The 17,271-nt window shown below is 73.7% G+C and carries 17 protein-coding genes; 7 read left to right on the top strand and 10 right to left on the bottom strand.

All coding sequences use genetic code 11. The annotated features are described in order from the left end of the window. Positions 1 to 21 precede the first annotated feature (21 nt). Entirely contained in the window at positions 22 to 915 is an 894-nt protein-coding gene (locus IO29_RS28270; RefSeq protein ID WP_030379429.1) for an NADP-dependent oxidoreductase, read from the top strand. A 160-nt stretch (positions 916 to 1,075) separates the two neighbouring features. Here IO29_RS28270 and IO29_RS28265 read toward each other — a convergent pair whose 3' ends face one another. The 6 genes from IO29_RS28265 to IO29_RS28240 all read right to left on the bottom strand — a co-directional run bounded on the left by IO29_RS28265 (position 1,076) and on the right by IO29_RS28240 (position 6,907). Beyond that, positions 1,076 to 2,158 (bottom strand): Zn-dependent alcohol dehydrogenase, encoded by a 1,083-nt coding sequence (locus IO29_RS28265; protein WP_030379428.1) that lies wholly within the window; start codon positions 2,156 to 2,158, stop codon positions 1,076 to 1,078. A gap of 67 nt (positions 2,159 to 2,225) precedes the next feature. After that, positions 2,226 to 3,668: an aldehyde dehydrogenase family protein gene (locus tag IO29_RS28260; protein WP_051707967.1), complete on the bottom strand. Its 1,443-nt coding sequence runs from the start codon at positions 3,666 to 3,668 to the stop codon at positions 2,226 to 2,228. Between the two features lie 186 nt (positions 3,669 to 3,854). Further along, positions 3,855 to 4,490: a class F sortase gene (locus tag IO29_RS28255; RefSeq protein ID WP_234307491.1), complete on the bottom strand. Its 636-nt coding sequence runs from the start codon at positions 4,488 to 4,490 to the stop codon at positions 3,855 to 3,857. 250 nt (positions 4,491 to 4,740) lie between these two features. Then, complete coding sequence (locus tag IO29_RS28250; RefSeq protein WP_030379425.1) at positions 4,741 to 5,415, bottom strand: hypothetical protein; 675 nt, start codon at positions 5,413 to 5,415, stop codon at positions 4,741 to 4,743. Positions 5,416 to 5,597: 182 nt separating this feature from the next. Further along, positions 5,598 to 6,218 (bottom strand): TetR/AcrR family transcriptional regulator, encoded by a 621-nt coding sequence (locus IO29_RS28245; protein WP_030379424.1) that lies wholly within the window; start codon positions 6,216 to 6,218, stop codon positions 5,598 to 5,600. Next, entirely contained in the window at positions 6,218 to 6,907 is a 690-nt protein-coding gene (locus IO29_RS28240) for a nuclear transport factor 2 family protein (protein WP_030379423.1), read from the bottom strand. The genes IO29_RS28245 and IO29_RS28240 overlap by 1 nt, the downstream gene beginning before the upstream one ends. A 216-nt stretch (positions 6,908 to 7,123) precedes the next feature. Here IO29_RS28240 and hmgA point away from each other — a divergent pair, with 216 nt between their 5' ends. The 3 genes from hmgA (at position 7,124) to IO29_RS28225 (ending at position 10,578) form a co-directional block, all read left to right on the top strand. Then, entirely contained in the window at positions 7,124 to 8,491 is a 1,368-nt protein-coding gene (gene hmgA, locus IO29_RS28235; RefSeq protein WP_030379422.1) for a homogentisate 1,2-dioxygenase, read from the top strand. Positions 8,492 to 8,517: 26 nt separating this feature from the next. After that, on the top strand, positions 8,518 to 9,267 hold the full coding sequence (locus IO29_RS28230; protein ID WP_030379421.1) for a GntR family transcriptional regulator: 750 nt from the start codon (positions 8,518 to 8,520) through the stop codon (positions 9,265 to 9,267). A gap of 117 nt (positions 9,268 to 9,384) precedes the next feature. Continuing rightward, a complete protein-coding gene (locus tag IO29_RS28225) occupies positions 9,385 to 10,578 on the top strand; it encodes a type ISP restriction/modification enzyme (RefSeq protein ID WP_030379420.1) in 1,194 nt (397 codons plus the stop codon). Here IO29_RS28225 and IO29_RS28220 read toward each other — a convergent pair. Continuing rightward, positions 10,565 to 11,284, bottom strand: a complete 720-nt coding sequence (locus IO29_RS28220) for a TetR/AcrR family transcriptional regulator (protein WP_030379419.1) — start codon at positions 11,282 to 11,284, stop codon at positions 10,565 to 10,567. The genes IO29_RS28225 and IO29_RS28220 overlap by 14 nt on opposite strands. Before the next feature lie 63 nt (positions 11,285 to 11,347). On the opposite strand from IO29_RS28220, the gene IO29_RS28215 reads away from it, so the two are divergent. Next, a complete protein-coding gene (locus tag IO29_RS28215; RefSeq protein WP_030379418.1) occupies positions 11,348 to 12,328 on the top strand; it encodes a daunorubicin resistance protein DrrA family ABC transporter ATP-binding protein in 981 nt (326 codons plus the stop codon). Positions 12,329 to 12,354: 26 nt separating this feature from the next. Further along, positions 12,355 to 13,110 carry an ABC transporter permease gene (locus IO29_RS28210; protein WP_078618240.1) on the top strand — a complete coding sequence of 252 codons (756 nt, stop codon included), beginning with the start codon at positions 12,355 to 12,357 and terminating at the stop codon, positions 13,108 to 13,110. A gap of 162 nt (positions 13,111 to 13,272) precedes the next feature. On the opposite strand, the gene IO29_RS28205 is transcribed toward IO29_RS28210, so the two are convergent. The 3 genes from IO29_RS28205 to IO29_RS28195 form a co-directional block, all read right to left on the bottom strand. Further along, positions 13,273 to 13,542, bottom strand: a complete 270-nt coding sequence (locus tag IO29_RS28205) for a hypothetical protein (RefSeq protein ID WP_030379416.1) — start codon at positions 13,540 to 13,542, stop codon at positions 13,273 to 13,275. Positions 13,543 to 13,665: 123 nt separating this feature from the next. Then, a complete protein-coding gene (locus IO29_RS28200; RefSeq protein ID WP_030379415.1) occupies positions 13,666 to 14,490 on the bottom strand; it encodes an anti-sigma factor in 825 nt (274 codons plus the stop codon). Further along, the gene (locus IO29_RS28195) at positions 14,487 to 15,029 is read right to left on the bottom strand and encodes a sigma-70 family RNA polymerase sigma factor (RefSeq protein ID WP_030379414.1); all 543 of its coding nucleotides are present in this window, start codon (positions 15,027 to 15,029) and stop codon (positions 14,487 to 14,489) included. Before IO29_RS28195 ends, IO29_RS28200 begins: the two co-directional genes overlap by 4 nt. Positions 15,030 to 15,385: 356 nt before the next feature. Between IO29_RS28195 and IO29_RS28190 the strand changes: the two genes are divergently transcribed. Further along, positions 15,386 to 16,915 carry a DUF4331 domain-containing protein gene (locus IO29_RS28190; protein ID WP_030379413.1) on the top strand — a complete coding sequence of 510 codons (1,530 nt, stop codon included), beginning with the start codon at positions 15,386 to 15,388 and terminating at the stop codon, positions 16,913 to 16,915. Positions 16,916 to 17,271 lie beyond the last annotated feature (356 nt).

Here is a 17,271-nt window from a genome sequence, read left to right as displayed (position 1 = left end):
GTTAGGGCTAAGGTCGGACGCATGAAGAAAGTGAGCTTCGCCGAGTTCGGCGGTCCTGACGTGTTGCGCCTCATCGACGCCGAGGAACCCCACGCGGGCCCCGGCCACATACGCATCGCCGTACGAGCGGCGGGTGTGAACCCCGTCGACTGGAGAATCCGCGAAGGCCAGATGCGGAAGGTCCGACCGATCGCGCTGCCCGCGGGGATCGGGCTGGACGCCGCCGGAGTGGTGGACGAGGTCGGCGAGGGCGTCGAAGGGGTCGAGATCGGCGACCGCGTGTTCGGCGAGGGCACGAGCACCTATGCCGAGTTCGCCGTGCTGTCGGCCTGGGCCCGTATGCCCGGGAACCTGACGTTCGAGGAGGCGGCCGGGTACCCCTCCGTGATGGAGACCGCGCTGCGCGTCATCCGCGAGGTCGGAGTGCGGCCCGGCCGGACGCTGCTGGTCAGCGGGGCGTCCGGAGGAGTCGGCTCGGCGGTGCTCCAGGTCGCCCGCGACCGTGGCATCGCCGTGATCGGCACGGCCGGGGCCACGAACCAGGACTATCTGCGCGGCCTGGGCGCCGCCGCCACCACGTACGGCGAGGGCTGGGTCGAGCGGGTGCGCCGGCTCGGACGCGTCGACGCCGCCCTCGATCTGGCCGGCTCGGGCGTGATCCGCGAACTCGTCGAACTGACCGGGGACCCGCGGAAGGTGGTCTCCATCGCCGATCTCGCCGCACCGGAGTTCGGCGCGCGATTCTCCAACGTGGCCGGGAGCGTGACCGAGGCGCTCGCCGAGACCGTCCGCCTCCTCGCCCGGGGGACGCTGCACATCCCGGTCGAGAAGTCGTACCCGCTCACCGGGGCGGCCGCGGCGCACCGCGACAGCCAGGCAGGTCACACCCGCGGGCGCCGGGTCATCGTCGTCTGACGACCGGGTACGCGCCCGCGCGGTTCCCCGTGCCCCTTGGCAGCGGGAAGCGCCCCACCGCCTTCAGGGCGCGGGGAACCGCGCGACCGGCCACGACGCGGACAGGGGCGGCGGGGGCGAAGGGAAACGCCCCAGGAATCGCCGGCCGGCACCCGCCCGCTCAGAACGTCACCAGCGCCCTCGCGCCCCTCCCCGCCCGCATGTTCTCGAACGCGCCCGGGATGCCGTCCAGGGCGATCCGTTCCGTCACCAGGAGCCCCAGGTCCAGGCGCCCCTCGCGGACGTGGTCCGCGAGCACCGGGAGGTCACGGGCCGGGTCGCAGTTGCCGTAGACGCAGCCCGACAGGGAGCGGCCCCAGTGAAAGAGTTCCAACGCGTTGAACGTGACCTCTTCCTCCTTGCCGCCGATCCCGACCACCACCGTCCGCCCGCCGCGCCGCGTGGACTCCCACGCCGTCCGGATGGTCACCGCCCGCCCCACACACTCCACGGCCACGTCGACACCCTGCCGCCCCGTCAGCCCCCGGATCTCCCGGGCCGTCGTGGCGGAGGCCACCACGTAGTCCGTCGCTCCGGCGCGCCGCGCCAGCGGCTCCTTCTCCGGTGAGACGTCGACCGCCACGATCCGCCCGGCCCCGGCGATCCGCGCCGCCTGGAGCGCCGCCAGCCCCACCCCGCCCACGCCGAACACCGCGACCGTCTCCCCCGGCCGCACCCCCGCCGCATGGCGCACCGCGCCGTACCCGGTGAGCACCGCGCACCCCAGCAGCGCCGCATCCGCGAGTGGCACCCCGTCCGGCGCGGGCAGCACGCAGCCCGCGGAGACCACCGTCTCCTCCGCGAACGCGGCGACGTTCAGCCCGGGATGCAGCTCCGTGCCGTCCGCCGTACGGGCGTACACCTCCCCCGCACCGTTCAGGGCATTGGCGCACAGCCACACCTCGCCCAGTTCGCAGGCGTGGCAACTCCCGCAGGAGGGAGCCCAGTTGAGTACCGCACCGGCGCCCGGCGCGATATGCGTGACGCCCTCCCCCACGGCGACCACCGTGCCCGCCCCCTCGTGCCCGAGCACCGCCGGCAGCGGCACCCGCATCGTCCCGTCGGACAGGGACAGATCGGAGTGGCAGACCCCGACGGCGGCGAGCCGGATGCGGACCTGGCCGGGCCCGGGGTCGGGCAGATCGATCTCGGCGAGCTCCAGCGGAGCGCCCAGAGCGGGCAGGACGGCGGCACGTACGGCCATGGTCGTTCGGCTCCCTCGAAACGTGACGATCAGAAAAGGCCAGAAGCGGTCAGAACAGTCAGAACGGTCAGGGCCGAGAAGTGCCCGGCACCCGCTCGGAATTCCCCCTCGGAACTGCCCCGCAGAACTGGAAGGACTTCGTCTGCACATACTCCGCCAGTCCGTGCGGGCCCAGTTCCCGGCCCACCCCGGACCGCTTGTAGCCGCCGAAGGGCGCCAGCGGGTTGAACCGGCCGCCGTTGATGTCCACCTGGCCGGTCTCCAGGCCCCGGGCGAAGGCCACCGCCTCCGCCTCGTCGCCCGCCCAGACCGCACCGGCCAGCCCGTACTCCGTGCCGTTGGCCATCCGCAGCGCGTCCTCGGTGTCCTCGTAGCGCAGGACGCACAGCACCGGGCCGAAGATCTCCTCCTGGGCGATCGTCATCTCCGGGCGCACGTCGGCGAAGACGGTGGGACTGACGTAGTAGCCCTTCTCGCGCGGGGCGTCGGGGCCGCCGGCCACCAGGCGGGCGCCCTCGGCGACGCCCTTCTCGATGTAGCCGCGCACCCGGTCCCGCTGCGCCGCGTTGACCAGCGGTCCGATGCGCTCGCCGTACTTGGCGGCAGCGGCGGCGGCCAGTTCCACCGCCTCGTCGTAGTGGTCGCGGTGGACCAGCATCCGGGTCCACGCGCTGCACGTCTGGCCGGAGTTGGACATCACGTTGGCGACGCCCACGTTGACCGCGCGGGCGAGGTCGGCGCTCGGCAGGATGACGTTGGCGGACTTGCCGCCGAGTTCCAGAGCGACCCGCTTCACCGCCGCGCCCGCGGCCGCGCCGATACGGCGGCCGACGGCGGTGGAGCCGGTGAAGGAGACCATGTCGACGCCGGGGTGCTCGGCCAGCGCCTGTCCGGCGACCGGGCCGAGCCCCGTGACCAGGTTGAAGACCCCGGCCGGAAGGCCCGCCTCATCGACCGCCTCGGCGAACAGCTGCGCGGTGAGCGGGGTGTCCTCGGCGGGCTTGAGCACCACCGCGCAGCCGGCCGCGAGCGCCGGGGCGACCTTGGCGACGATCTGGTGCAGCGGGTAGTTCCACGGCGTGATGGCGCCGACGACGCCGACCGGCTCGTGCAGCACGGTCGAGTTGCCGAGCCTCTCCTCGAAGGCGTAGGTGGCGGCCAGTTCGGCGTAGGAACCGGCGACGAGGACGGGCAGGCCCGCGTGCACGCTCTGGGCGACCTTGGGCGGGGCGCCCAGTTCGGCGGTGACCGTCTCCGCGATCTCCTCCGCGCGGGCCGCCAGCCGGTCGCGCAGGGCGGCCAGCCGGGCGGCCCGCTCGGCGGGCGCCGTCGCCGCCCAGCCGGGCAGCGCGGCACGGGCGGCGCGCACGGCGGCGTCGACGTCCTCGGCGGTGCCGGCCGGGACGCGGGCGATGAACTGCTCGTCGGCCGGGTTCACCACCTCGATCGTGCCGGGCCCGGCGGCGGGGCGCCAGGCGCCGTCCACGTAGATGCCGTCGTGTGCCTTCATCGTCTTCCTCCCGGGCGGTACGGCGTCGGGGTCCGGGCCCCGAGCCGGCGGCGTCGCGGAACCGGAACCGCAGGAATCCCAAACTAGCGGTGTTAGTTTTCCGGCGCCAGGGGTGTCCTGCGCCAGGGGTCCTGGGTCACGGGATCCGGGGACGGCCGACGGCTCCGGGGCGGCGCCCGGGGTGCCTCACGGTCCGCGCGTGGCGGTGAGGTGGGCGAAGACGACGATGTTGCTGGTGTACCCCGTCCTGCTGCGGTAGAGCCCGCCGCAGGTGAGGACGCGCAGCTCGGGGCGGTCGCTGGTGCCGTACACCTCCTTGTCGGGGAAGTGGTCCTTGTCGAAGGTCCGCACCCGGTCGACGGTGTAGACGGCGGTACGGCCGTCGGCGCGGCGGGCCTCGATGTGGTCGCCGGGGTCGAGCTGGCCGAGCGCGGCGAAGACGGCGGGGCCGGTGCGGGTGTCGCGGTGGCCGACGGCGACGGCGGTGCCGGTCTCACCGGGGGTGGGGCCGTCCGCGTACCAGCCGATGAGCTTGGGCTTGTCGACGGGCGGGGTGCCGAGCTGCCGGTGGGCGTCGAGCCGGACCGGGACGATCGGCGCGTCGACCCCCAGGTCGGGGATGCGGACGGCGGTCGCCCTGGAGGGGGGCAGCGGCCGGGGCGGGGGCGTGGGGTCGGCGCTCGGCGAGGGGCGCGCCCCCGGGCCGCCGCGCGCGCCGGAGCCGGCCGACGGCGCCCCCGCCGCGCCGGAGTGCGCCGCCGCGGAACGCGCTTCGGGATGCCGCTCGCGGTGCCCCTCCCCGCACCGTACGACCACCGTCACCAGGACGACCGCGAGAACGGCCGTCCTGGCGAGGCGGTAGGCACGGGTCCGGCGCCACGGCTTGCGTCGGCGGCGAGGGTCTGTGGCGAAAGTCCCGTCGTCCGCCCGGAGGGCGGGCCTCGCGGCGTCAGGTGCGTGCTCTCGGCGTGCCGGGCCCCGACCCTCGTACTGGACGTACTCGGGTCTGGGCCCGGTGCGGCGAGAGTGCGTGCATGGCGTCGCGAGGCAGGCGGGACTTTCGCGACAGACCCTAGGCGGCACGCCGGCGGATGAGGCGGACGTAGGCGAATCCGCTGAGCACGACGAGGCCGACGGCCGCGGTCGCGGTGGCGGGCGAGAACGCCTCGGTGGCGCGGGCGAGGCCGCCGCCGCCCGCGTGGACGCCGCCCTTGGGGCCCTCGCCGTTGTCGTGGCCGATGGTCGTCGACTCGCGGCCCTGGTCGTCCGCCTTCTCGTTGCCGTCCTTCTTCTCGTCGTGCTTCTCGTCGTGGCAGTTGACGCGGAAGACCTTCTCCTTGGTGCCGGGCGGCGGGACGGGCGGCACGGCGGGGACGTTCGGCACCCAGGTGATCTTGTACTGGCCGTCGGCCAGACCCAGCACGTCGGTGTGGCCGGCACCGGCGGCCAGCGTGATGCTGCCGCTGACGACGGCGCTGGTGGGCAGCGGGGGCTGCGGGGTGATGGTGTACGCGACGGTGGTCGCGGAGTCGAAGTTGGTGGCGTCCAGGTAGAACTTGCACACCACCGGGTCCTCCTTGGACACGGTGTACGGCACGCCCTCCCGGTGGACCTTGATGTCACCGCCCTCGCCGACGGCCGCGGCGGGGCCGGCGAGCCAGACCGCGCCGGAGGCGGTGAGGGCCGTGACCGCGACGGTGGCGCCGACGCGGGAGGCGAGGGTGCGTGGGGGTGTCCTGGTAGGCATGCGCGCTCCTCCGAGTCAGACGATTTTCATACAAATCGCTCGTTCACCTGACTCTCTTTCACAGGACGGAGCCGCCGCGCGGCATGCCACGCGGGCCGCGGCGCGGAGTTCGCCCGAGCGGCCCATCCGGGGCGTCCCGCGCGGCCGCGCGGTGAGGCCCGGTGACGTGCACGGGCCCGCGTTCAGTCCAGCGAACGCGACAGATACGCCCGCAGCAGCTCCCGCATCTCCTCGATGATCCGTTCGTCCCCCTCCGGGGAGACCCGGAAGGCGAGGTGGACGAGCGTGTCGGCGGTCTCGACGGCGACCAGGACTGTGCGCCGCAACTCCTCGTCCGGGCCCCGGCCGAGGTACCCGGAGAGCAGTTCCGCCAGCCGGTCGGCGACCCGGTGGTTGGGCTCGGCGTGCCGGGTGCCGATGGGTATCTGGTTGCCGAAGTCGACGAGGGAGAAGCCGGGGGCGGTGCGCTTCATGTCGAGGTACTCGTCCAGCACCGCGTCCACCGCCGCACGCCAGCCGCCCTCGCCCGCCGTCTCCTCCAGCCGGCGGGTGACCCGCTCGGTGTACCGCTCGAGGTTGCGTTCGCCCAGCGCGTCGGCCATCGCGCGCTTGTTGCCGAAGAAGCGGTACACGGAGCCGATGGGGACGCCGGCCCGGGCGGCGACCGCCCGGGTGCTCAGGTCGTCGTAGCCCACCTCGTCGAGGAGGTCGGCGCAGGCGTCCAGGATCCGGGTGAGCCGTTCGGCGCTGCGTCGCTGGACCGGTGCGCGGCGCAGCGAGGTCGGGTGGGGCACGGGCATCATCACGCCTTTCCGACGGGGGCCGGTGGACCTCCCCCGTCCGTCCGAACGGCGGAACGCCGTCCGCTCACGGGAACGGGCGTGTCCGCACCGCGCGCGGTGACGTCGCGCCCGCCGTCCACGGCGGTCCTGCCCGTCGCACCGCTCGCCGTGGGCGACGCCGATTCCGTCGAGGGCGGTTCCGTGCCGTCGCCGGAGGCGGTGATGTCCGCCGTGCGCTCCACCGGTTCGCCGTCGACCGCCCAGAGGGTGCCGTCGTCGGCGTAGAGCCGCGCGGTGACGTGGTGCGTGCCGCGCGCGAGCTCGGCGGAGAGCCGGTACTGGGTGGTGCGCAGCCGGGCCAGCAGCCGACCGTCGAGATAGAGCCGGACGAGGCCGCGCCCGGCGACGGCCACCGGGCGGGTGCCGGAGGGCGAGAGGCGGAAGTGGTGCAGGGTCAGCCGGACCGTCCAGCTGTCCTCGTCGGAGTCCGGCCGCACCTCGACACCCACCTCGGGTGCGTTCTTCCTGTCCACCTCACGGTAGTGCCTGCCCTTCTCGTCGGTGTGGTCCAGCACCTTGCCCACCGGCGAGGGCGAGCTCTCGTTGCTCCCGTTGTGCTGCCCGCGCGCGTCACCGGCGCCACAGCCGGCCGAACCGCCGAGCAGGGCGCACACCGCGAGCGCCGCGAGCAGTCCGCGCGTCCACGACATGTCGGCGAGCGTAGAACATTTCTGCGACACATCGGATCGTCCCCGTGACTGGTTCTTGGCCGGTCCCCTCATCCTCGGGACAGACGCCGGGCTCCTCCCTCTTGCGGACCCGGGCCCTCATTCCTACGGTGAGGCATAGGAATCGCGGAGGGCCGGGACCGGGCCCGGGGCGAGTTCGCGGGCCGGGACCCAGGGCCCAGGAACGAGGGAGCGCGCATGACCGGGGACGCGAGGAAGCGTGCCGAAGGACTGACCTATCTGCACGGCTTCGGCAACGAGCACAGTTCCGAGGCGGTGCCGGGCGCCCTGCCCGAGGGGCGCAACGCGCCGCAGCGGGCCCCGCTCGGGCTGTACGCGGAGCAGTTGAGCGGTACGGCGTTCACCGAGCCGAGGGCGCACAACCGCCGCTCCTGGCTGTACCGCATCCGCCCCTCGGCCGCGCACCCCGCCTTCCGCCGCACGGACAACGGCGCCCTGAGCACCGCCCCGTTCACCGAGACCGTCCCGGACCCCAACCGGCTGCGCTGGGACCCGATGCCCGAGCCGGCCCCGGGCACGGACTTCCTCGCGGGCCTGTGGACCCTGGGCGGCAACGGCGACGCCACCCGGCGCACCGGCATGGCCGTGCACCTCTACCATGCCAACGCGTCCATGGAGCGGGTGTTCAGCGACGCGGACGGCGAGCTGCTGATCGTCCCGGAGCGCGGCGGACTGCTGCTGCACACCGAGTTCGGCGCGCTGCACGCGGCGCCCGGCCACATGGCGCTGATCCCGCGCGGGGTGCGCTTCCGGGTGGAGCTGCTGGACGGGGGCGACGCGGGTGGCGGGGCGGCGGGGGCCGGGCCGGCCGGCTCCGCGCGCGGCTACGTCTGCGAGAACTACGGCGCCCCCTTCCGGCTGCCCGACCTCGGCCCGATCGGCGCCAACGGCCTCGCCAACGCGCGGGACTTCCGGGCGCCCGTGGCGGCGTACGAGGACACCGAGGGGCCGGTGGAGGTGGTGAACAAGTTCTGCGGCAACCTCTGGACCGCCACGTACGACCACTCGCCGCTCGACGTGGTCGCCTGGCACGGCAACCACGTGCCCTACGTCTACGACCTGCGCCGCTTCAACGTCATCGGCAGCATCTCCTACGACCACCCGGACCCGTCGATCTTCACGGTGCTGACCTCCCCGTCCGACACCCCGGGTCTGGCCGGCGTCGACTTCGTGGTGTTCGCGCCGCGCTGGCTGGTGGGCGAGGACACGTTCCGGCCGCCGTACTTCCACCGGAACGTGATGAGCGAGTACATGGGGCTCGTCGAGGGCGCGTACGACGCCAAGTCGGCCGGGAGGGGCGGGTTCGTGCCGGGCGGCGGCTCGCTGCACAACATGATGTCGGCGCACGGTCCCGACCGGGAGACGTTCGACCGGGCGAGCGCGGCCGAGCTGAAGCCGCAGAAGATCGACGACGGGCTCGCGTTCATGTTCGAGACGCGATGGCCGGTGACGCTCACCCCGCACGCGGCGGGCGCGGACCATCTGCAACGGCGCTACGACGACGTCTGGCAGGGCCTGGAACGGCACTTCCGCCCCTTGCACTGACGTTTTTCCGCCGGTGAGGATGGCCCGTGACCTCCTTCGCTCCGGATTCGATCGTCCTGAACCGCAAGCTGCCGCTGTGGTACCAGGTCTCGCAGTCGCTGCGCGCGTCCATCCTGGGCCGCCCGCGGGACGCGCCGCTGCGGCTGCCCACCGAGGAGCAGCTCGCGGTCCACTACGGGGTGAGCGTGCTGACCATGCGGCAGGCGCTCAAGGAGCTGGAGGACGAGGGGCTGATCAGCCGGCACCGGCGGCGCGGCACGTTCATCGAGCCGGACGCCCGGCGGGGTGCGCCGGTCCGGCTGCTGGGGTCGGTCGACGCGATCGTCGCCCAGCAGTCGGGGATGGTGACGGAGCTGCTGGGCCACGGGGCGGTGCCGGTGCCGGCGGAGTTCGCCGAGCACTTCGCGGGGGTCGGCGAGGTGGTGGCGTACCACCGGGTGCGCAGCGACGAGGGGACGGGCGAGCCGACGAATCACGCGCGGAACTTCGTCCGGGCGGAGGTGGCGGCGGGGATCGCGCCGGGGGATCTGGAGCGGTGGCCGATGACGAAGGTGCTGCGCGATGTGGTGGGCGTCGAGATCGGGCGGATCACCGACACGGTGCAGGCGCGACTGGCCGACCCGGAGACGGCTCGGCTGCTGCGGGTGCCGTTGCTGAGTCCGATCCTGCACTACACGGGGGTGACGTACGGGGTGGACGGGCGGGTGCTGGATGTCGCGGTCATCCACTATCGGGGGGACCGGTTCTCGTTCTCGGTGACGGTGGAGGCGACGTAGGGGCCCTTGGGAGGGGTTTCCGTCCCCGCCGGCCCTGACGCAGGGGCGGCAGAGGCGGCAGAGGCGGCGGGGGCGAGGAAAACGTGTCGTACACCCGCCGGTACGCCCCGTCGTACGATGCCCTCCGTGACGAACGACGCCGACGCTCCGCTGCTCGCGGACCTCATGCCGTGGTCCGTCCCGCCTCCCCGGCCCGGCCGGACCTGGCCCCTGTCGCCCGACGCCCCGTCGCTCCGCACCCGTTGGGACACCCTTCTCAAGGCCGAAGCCCCCGATCGCGAGATCCTGTTCGAGCCCACTCGGGCCCGCACCACCCACTCCGCCGTCCCCCAGCTCCCCGGCCACCCCGCCGGCACGGAACGCCTCGCCCACACCACCAGCCCCTGCCCCACCCCGGTCCGCATCCTGCGCGCCCCGTTCGACGAGCAGTGGCTGATCCCCGACCACCGCCTGCTCGACGCCGCCCGCCCCGAGCTGTGGCGCGTGGCGGACGAACACCAGGTGTTCACCGTGGAGTCGGCCCCCGCACCGGTCCCCGCACCGCTGCCCCTGCTCGCCACCTCCCTCCTCCCCTTCCTCGCCCCCCGCACCGCCCGCATCCGCCCCCTCTACCGCCGCCCCGGCGCCACGGAGCCCAATCTCGCGCCCGGCCTCGCCGCACACCTGGGCACCCGGCTCGGCCGCACCCCCGAGCCGCCCGAGCTCCTGGCCTGGATCATGGCGGTCGTCCGGCACGGTCCCCGCGGCCACACCGTCCCCCTGACCGCCGACCCCGAACGGTGGGAGCGGGGCGTGGAGTTGGGGCGCCGGACGCTGTGGCTGATGCGGCGTGACGGGGAACGGCCCCGGCTGCCCGGCGGCCGGCGCCCGTACGTCCGCGCGCCGCTGCCACCGCGCCCGGTGAACCTGGACTACGACCCCGACGAGGAGGCACTCCACCTCGACGACGGCCGCATCTCCCCGGTATCCGCCGCCGCGTGGGAGTTCGAGGTGGCCGGCGCACGGGTCGTCGAGGCCTGGTTCGCGGCCCGCACGGCGGAGCCGGAGCCCGGCACGCTGGCGGCGATCCGCCCGTCCGTCTGGCCCCAGGACTGGACGTCGGAACTCCTGGAGCTGATCGCCGTACTGACGCTCCTGGCCGAACTGGGCCCGCGGCGGGAAGAGTTGGCGGCAGAGCCCGACGGATCCGCCGTCACCGCGGCCGAGCTGCGGGAGGCGGGGGTCCTGCCGGTACCGGCCGCCCGCCGCCGCCCCGCCTCCGTCCTGGACCACCAGGAGGAGGGTCCGGAGGGGCAGTTCACCCTGCTGTGACGGCGAACCCCGCGAGCACCCGGCCGGCCATCCGCACGAACACCGCGTCCGGATCGGCCGCCTCCCCGGCGCCCGCCGCGACGGCCGCGGCCACCCTCGGATAGGCCCCGCCCGCCAGCTCCCCGCCCAGATAGGCGGCGCGGGCCGCGAGCTCCGCCTCCTGTGTCCAGGGCAGCTCCCGCACCCGCTCGGCGGCGGCCAGTTCGCTGGAGACGTAGATCGTCACCACGCCGTTGAGCATGGCGAACAGCTCCATCTTGGTGCCGTCGGGCACGTCCAGCGGGTCGAGGCAGGCCAGGCAGTGCTCGGCGAACCGCAGCACGTTCGGGCTGAGGGCGTGCACGCCGGACATCAGGCGCGGCAGCCACGGGTGGCGGTGCATGAGGTCCCGGGTCTGCCGGGCGGCCCGCAACATGTCGGCCCGCCAGTCCCCCGACGGTTCCCACAGCTCGTGCTCCCCGCTGACGGCATCGACCATCAGCTCGTACAGGTCCTCCTTGCGCGGGACGTAGTTGTAGAGCGACATGGTGCCGCAGCCCAGCTCGGCCGCCACGTGCCGCATGGAGACCGCGTCCAGGCCCCGGGCGTCGGCGAGGCGCACCGCGGCGGCCGCGATGCCGGCCCGGGTGTACGCGGGTTTCGGGCCCCGCCCCGCGCGCTCGGGACGCGCCCAGATCACTTCGGGTTCGGCCGCTCGGCCCGCCATGGGTCATCACCTCACCCATCATCGTAGTTACGTACACCGTACGCAGTGCGCTATGGTCACTCCATGACTACTACGTACGCTGTACTTAGTGAGGGTCTGGAACGACGGTTCGGCGAGGTCCGTGCCGTGCGCGGGCTCGATCTGGCGGTGCCGGAGGGCACCGTCTGCGGACTTCTCGGGCCCAACGGGGCCGGCAAGACCACGGCCGTACGGCTGCTGACCACGCTGCTCCGCCCGGACGCGGGGTCGGCCCGGGTGGCGGGGCACGATCCGGTGCGGGAGGCCGCGGCCGTACGCCGCCGGATCGGCGTCACCGGGCAGGAGACCTCGGTCGACGGGGACCTCACCGGGCGGCAGAACCTGCGGCTGTTCGCGCGGCTGCACCGGGTGCCGGACGCGGCGGGGCGAGCCGGTGAGCTGCTCGACCGGTTCGGTCTGACCGAGGCCGCCGACCGGCCGGCGTCGACCTACTCGGGCGGCATGCGGCGCCGTCTCGATCTGGCCGCGAGTCTGCTCCGCCGGCCTGCCGTGCTGTTCCTCGACGAACCGACCACCGGACTCGACCCGGCCAGCCGCAACCGCATCCAGGAGGCCGTACGGGAGCTGCGGGACGCGGGGACGACGGTGCTGCTCACCACGCAGTACCTGGAGGAGGCGGACCGGCTCGCCGACGACATCGTCCTGATGGATCGCGGACGGGTGGCGCACACCGGCTCGCCCGCCGAGCTGAAGGCCCTGATCGGCGCCTACGCCGAGGTGACCGTCGCGCACACCGACGGGCTCGCGGGCGCGGCCGCCGTACTGGACCGCCTCACCGGGACCCGGCCCGTGCTGGACCACGACCGCCGCACCGTGGGCGCGGCCACCACCGACACGACCCTCACCCTGCCCCGCCTGGTGCGCGAACTGGACGCGGCGACAGTGCCGTTGCTCGATGTGACGCTGCGCCCGCCGACCCTGGACGACGTGTTCCTGCGGCTGACGGGCGACAGCCGCCGTACCGGCCTGCCCAGCCACGACGACGAGAAGGAGCGTGCCGCGTGAGCGCGTTGACGTACGACGGTGCCGCGATGGTCGGCCGACAGCTGCGCCGGGTCCGCAACAACCCGGGGCTCGCGGTCCTCAGCCAGACGATGCCGGTGATGATGCTCCTCTTCTTCGGCTACGTCTTCGGCAGCGCCGTCGCCCTGCCCGGGCGGGAGTACCGGTCCTTCCTGGTGCCGGGGCTGCTGGTGGCGACGGCGGCGGGCGGCGTGATGACCGGCATGTTCCAGGCCGCGCAGGACACCCACCGGGGCGTGACCGACCGGCTGCGGACGCTGCCGGTCAGCAGGGCGGCGGTGCCGCTGGGGCAGGCGGTGGCCGACCTGGTGGTGACGGCGTTCGGGACGGTGCCGCTGCTGCTCGTCGGGCTCGCGGTCGGCTGGCGCGTCGAGGGCTCGGTGCTCGAAGTGGCGGCGGCGGTCGGGCTGTTGCTGCTGTTCCGGTTCGCCTGCACGTGGGTGGGGATCTGGCTGGGGCTGCTGACGCGGAGCGAGGAGGCGGCGGGGCAGCTGGGCGGGGCGACGTTCGTGCTGCCGCTGCTGTCGAACGCGTACATCCCGACGGACGGGCTGCCGGGATGGCTGCGGACCGTGGCGGAATGGAACCCGATCAGCGCCGTCACGGCGGCCGTGCGCGAGCTGTGCGGCGGTACGGGGGCGGCGGCGGGAGCGGCCTGGCCGGTGGCGCATCCGGTGCCGGGGGCGCTGGGGTGGTGCGCGGTGCTGCTGGCGGTGTCGGTCCCGCTCGCGGTGCGACGGTTCGCGAGCGGCGCGGACCGCTGAGGAGCCGGGCTGCGGGAGGGGCCGGGAGCGGGGCCCCCGGGCGGACGAGCGAGACGGGAGGAGCCGTGGCCGGGTCGGCGGGCGGGCCGGGTGGGGCGCGTCCGCCAGGGGCGGCACCGTCAGGTCAGACCGACGGCACCCGCACGTTCAGCGCTCCCCCGCTCACCGTCCTCCGAACAGCGACCGCCGCAGCCGGCGCAGCGGTGCGAACAGCGAGACCCGGCGGACCCGCGCCCCCCGGTCACTGCGTCCGTGCGGCACGTCACGTGCCGTTATCTCCCGCATCAGGGACGTCGCCTCCGCCGTCTCGCGCTGCGGCAGGGCGGGGCCCCCGAGCACCGAGAGGTGGCGGTCGAGGCGCGTACTGCTCGCGCTGCTCCCGCAGGTGATCGCAGGGACCCTGGCCCTGCTGCGCATCGTTATCTGATCCATGTCACTCCCCACCCGTACGTATCCACCCGGCCCGGGCAGGGTAACCCTATCGCTCCCCCGGGGCACTCGCGTATCACGGTCGCAGGATTCACCTTCCCCGTAAGGGCGTTGACAGTTATTCGACTACTCTCCGAATCCAACAGGATCCAGGCCGAGTTGGACGACGGGCGCGCTGGTCGGCCGCACCGACCCCCCGTCGGGCTCCACGGTGACGGCCAGTGACGTCGCCGACCTGACCAGCCCTTCGGCGACCAAGGGCGTGTCGCCGTGGAACAGGCCGAGGGAGCGCGGTTGCGCGCCGGGGCGCATGAGCCACAGTTGGTGCACGCGGGTGTCCGGCAGCGCGCCCACACCGCTGAGGGTGACCACCGCGCGCCCCTCCGACACGGAGGCGATCACGGACAGTCCCCGTCCCCTGGCGTCCCGGTCGGCGGCGGCCCGGGCGTCGGGGGCGGCGAGAACGTGGGCGATCTCACGTGCCTGGGCGCGCTCGGCGTCCAGTGTGTCCTGGGTCCGCGTGGCCTGCACCGCGAACAGCGCGGCGACGACCAGCGCCGCGGCGGCGGTCGCGGTGGCCAGCGGAGCGAACAGGGGGCGCAGCCGGGGCGCGCGGGCCCGGGCCGGTGGCGGGGCGGTGCCCCACACGTGCGGCGGCAGATGCGGCTCCCGGGCGCGGGGCGCGTCCCGGCCGGGGGCGGGGTCCTGCGGGGTGGTGCGGACGGCGGCGAGGACCCGGTCGCGCAGCGCGGGCGGGGCCGGGGCGCTGGTGGACCAGGCGAGCCGGACGGCGTCCTCGGAGAGCGCGCGCACCTCGGCGGCGCAGCGGCCGCAGCGGCGCAGATGCCGTTCGAAGCGGCGGCGTTCGTCGGGTTCGAGGGCGTCCAGGGCGTAGGGCGCGGCGAGCGAGTGAAGGTCGGCACGGCCGAACAGCCGGTCGAAGGGGCTCATGCCGCACCTCCCAGGCAGTGGCGCAGCCGGGTCAGTCCGTCGCGCATCCGGGTCTTGACGGTGCCGAGCGGCAGCGAGAGCCGCTCGGCCACCTCACGGTAGGTGTAGCCGTCGTAGTAGGCGAGGGTGACGGACTGCCGCTGGAGCGCGGTGAGCCGGTCCAGACAGCGGCGCACCCACTCCCGTTCGAGCCCCGCCTCCACCTCCTCCGCGACCTGGTCGAAGGCGGGGTGGTGGGCGCGGCGGGCCTCGCGCTCCTCGCGTTCGCCGGCCGCGCGGGCGCTGCGCACCCGGTCGACGGCGCGGCGGTGGGCGACGGTGAGGATCCACGACAGGGCGCTGCCGCGGTCCGGGTCGAACCGGGGCGCCGAGCGCCACAGTTCGAGCAGCACCTCCTGGGCCACCTCCTCGGACTGCGCCGGGTCCCGCACGATACGGCGCACCAGGCCGAACACCGGCCCGGAGACCATGCCGTACAACTCCTCGAAGGCCTTCTGGTCGCCTCCGGCCACGAGTGCCAGGAGTTCCTCCGCCTCCACTCGTACCCCCCTCTCCGGCCACGGCGCGGGGTCGCGCGGCCTCACTGGTCGTTCGGAGCGATCACGTCCTCGGACGGGATTACGGATCGACGGCCCGAAAACGCGGGTCGGACGGCGACGAATACGACGGCGGTGCGACGGTCGGCGTGACGGCCGCCGCCACGTCCCCTGACGGCCCGTAGGAAGTTTTCCGCTCCGACCAATCCGCCCCGGCGACTTCTCCGAATGCCCGGTCGACAGTCAGGCGGCCCGGCGGCACAGCCGAACGCACGGACCGATGGACGGATGGACGGATGGACGGACAGATGGACGAACGCACGCACGGCCGAACGACTGGCCCGCTGGGCGGGGACCGTGTGACCCCCCTCTCCGCCAAGGGCACGGCGCGCAGGAGCCTCGCCACCCTGCTCTGCGGCACGCTGGCCGCCGGAGGACTCGCGGCGGCCGGTGTGGCCGTGCTGGAACCGGGGTCGGCCGCCGCCTCCAGCCACCGGGAGGCCCCGCTGATCTCGGGGCAGCCGCAGTACGACAACACCGACGTCTACGCGTTCGTCAGCCCGGACAAGCCGGACACGACCACGCTCGTGGCCAACTGGATCCCGTTCCAGGAACCGGCCGGCGGACCCAACTTCTACACGTTCGCGGAGGACGCGCAGTACGACCTCCACGTCGACAACAACGGTGACGCGCAGAGCGAGCTGATCTTCCGGTACACGTTCCGCACGCACACGAAGAACAAGGACACCTTCCTCTACAACACGGGACCCGTCGACAGCCTGGACGACCCGGATCTGAACATCACGCAGACGTACGACATCGACCTCATCAAGCTGCGCAAGCAGCGCCTGGTGACGAAGACGAAGCTCGCGGACGACGTGCCGGTGGCCCCGTCCGACGTCGGCAAGGCGTCCATGCCGGACTACGGCAAGCTGCGCGACCAGGCCGTGTACAAGCTGTCCAACGGCTCGACGACCTTCGCCGGCCAGGCCGACGACCCGTTCTTCCTGGACCTGCGCGTCTTCGACCTGCTGTACGGCGGTGACCTCTCCGAGGTGGGCCGGGACACGCTCAAGGGCTACAACGTCAACTCCATAGCCCTCCAGGTGCCGACCGACATGATCACCGAGTCGAAGGACCAGCCGGTGGTCGGCATCTGGTCGACGACCCAGCGCAAGGACGCGCGCGGCCACTGGACGCAGGTCTCCCGGCTGGGCAACCCGCTCGTCAACGAGGTCGTCAACCCGCAGAAGGACAAGGACAGGTTCAACGCGTCGGCCCCCTGGGACGACGCGCAGTTCCTCAAGAACGTGACCAACCCCGAGCTGCCGAAGCTCATCGAGGCGATCTACAAGATCGACGCGCCGGACGAGCCGCGCGACGACCTCGTCGACGTCTTCCTGAAGGGCGTCAAGGGCCTCAACCAGCCGCCGTCGGTGCGGCCGGCGGAGGAGCTGCGCCTCAACACGTCCGTCGAACCGGCCGCCGACCCCAAGCGGCTGGGCGTGCTCGACGGCGACAACGCGGGCTTCCCCAACGGCCGCCGGCTGACCGACGACGTGGTCGACGAGGCGTTGCAGGTGGTGGAGGGCGAGCTGGTCGGCGCCAAGAACGACCTCGGCGACGCGGTCGACGCCAACGACAAGAAGTTCGGCGCGTCCTTCCCGTACCTGGCCGAACCGACGGCCGGTTCCCGCGGCACGACCGCGAAGACGGACGGCAACAACGTCCGCAACCAGCTCGGCGACGCGCTCGACGCGAGCGGTGTGAACGGCGACTCGCACACGACGCTCATCGTGACGTCCGCGGCGGCGGGCGCCGCCGGCTTCCTCCTCGTCGCCACGGCCGTGCTCCGGTGGCGCCGCCGCACCCGCCGCACGTACTACTGACCCAAGGAGACACACACCATGCCTCCCACCCCACCCCCCGAGCGCCCCGAGGGGGCCCGCAGAGCCCCCAGGGGCGCGGGGAACCGCGCGACCAACCCCAACGCACCCGCACCCCACCACACACCCCAGCCTCCCCAAAGGGGCGCGGGGAACCGCGCGACCAGCCCCAACGCACCCGCACCCGACCGCACACCCCAACCTCCCCAAAGGGGCGCGGGGAACTGCGCGACCAACCCCCACCCGCCCGCACCCGACAACGCACCCAGGGGGCCCGGGGGCAAAGCCCCCGGAGGTCGGGAAAGGGAAGGGGCGGCGGGGGCGAAACCCCCCACGCGCACCCCCACCCCCCGCACCAC

Origin of the sequence: Streptomyces sp. NRRL F-6676, from assembly GCF_000725625.1 — a bacterium.
Taxonomy (GTDB): domain Bacteria; phylum Actinomycetota; class Actinomycetes; order Streptomycetales; family Streptomycetaceae; genus Streptomyces.
Note: the sequence above shows the minus strand (reverse complement) of the source record. Positions and strands in the feature narration are given on the sequence as shown.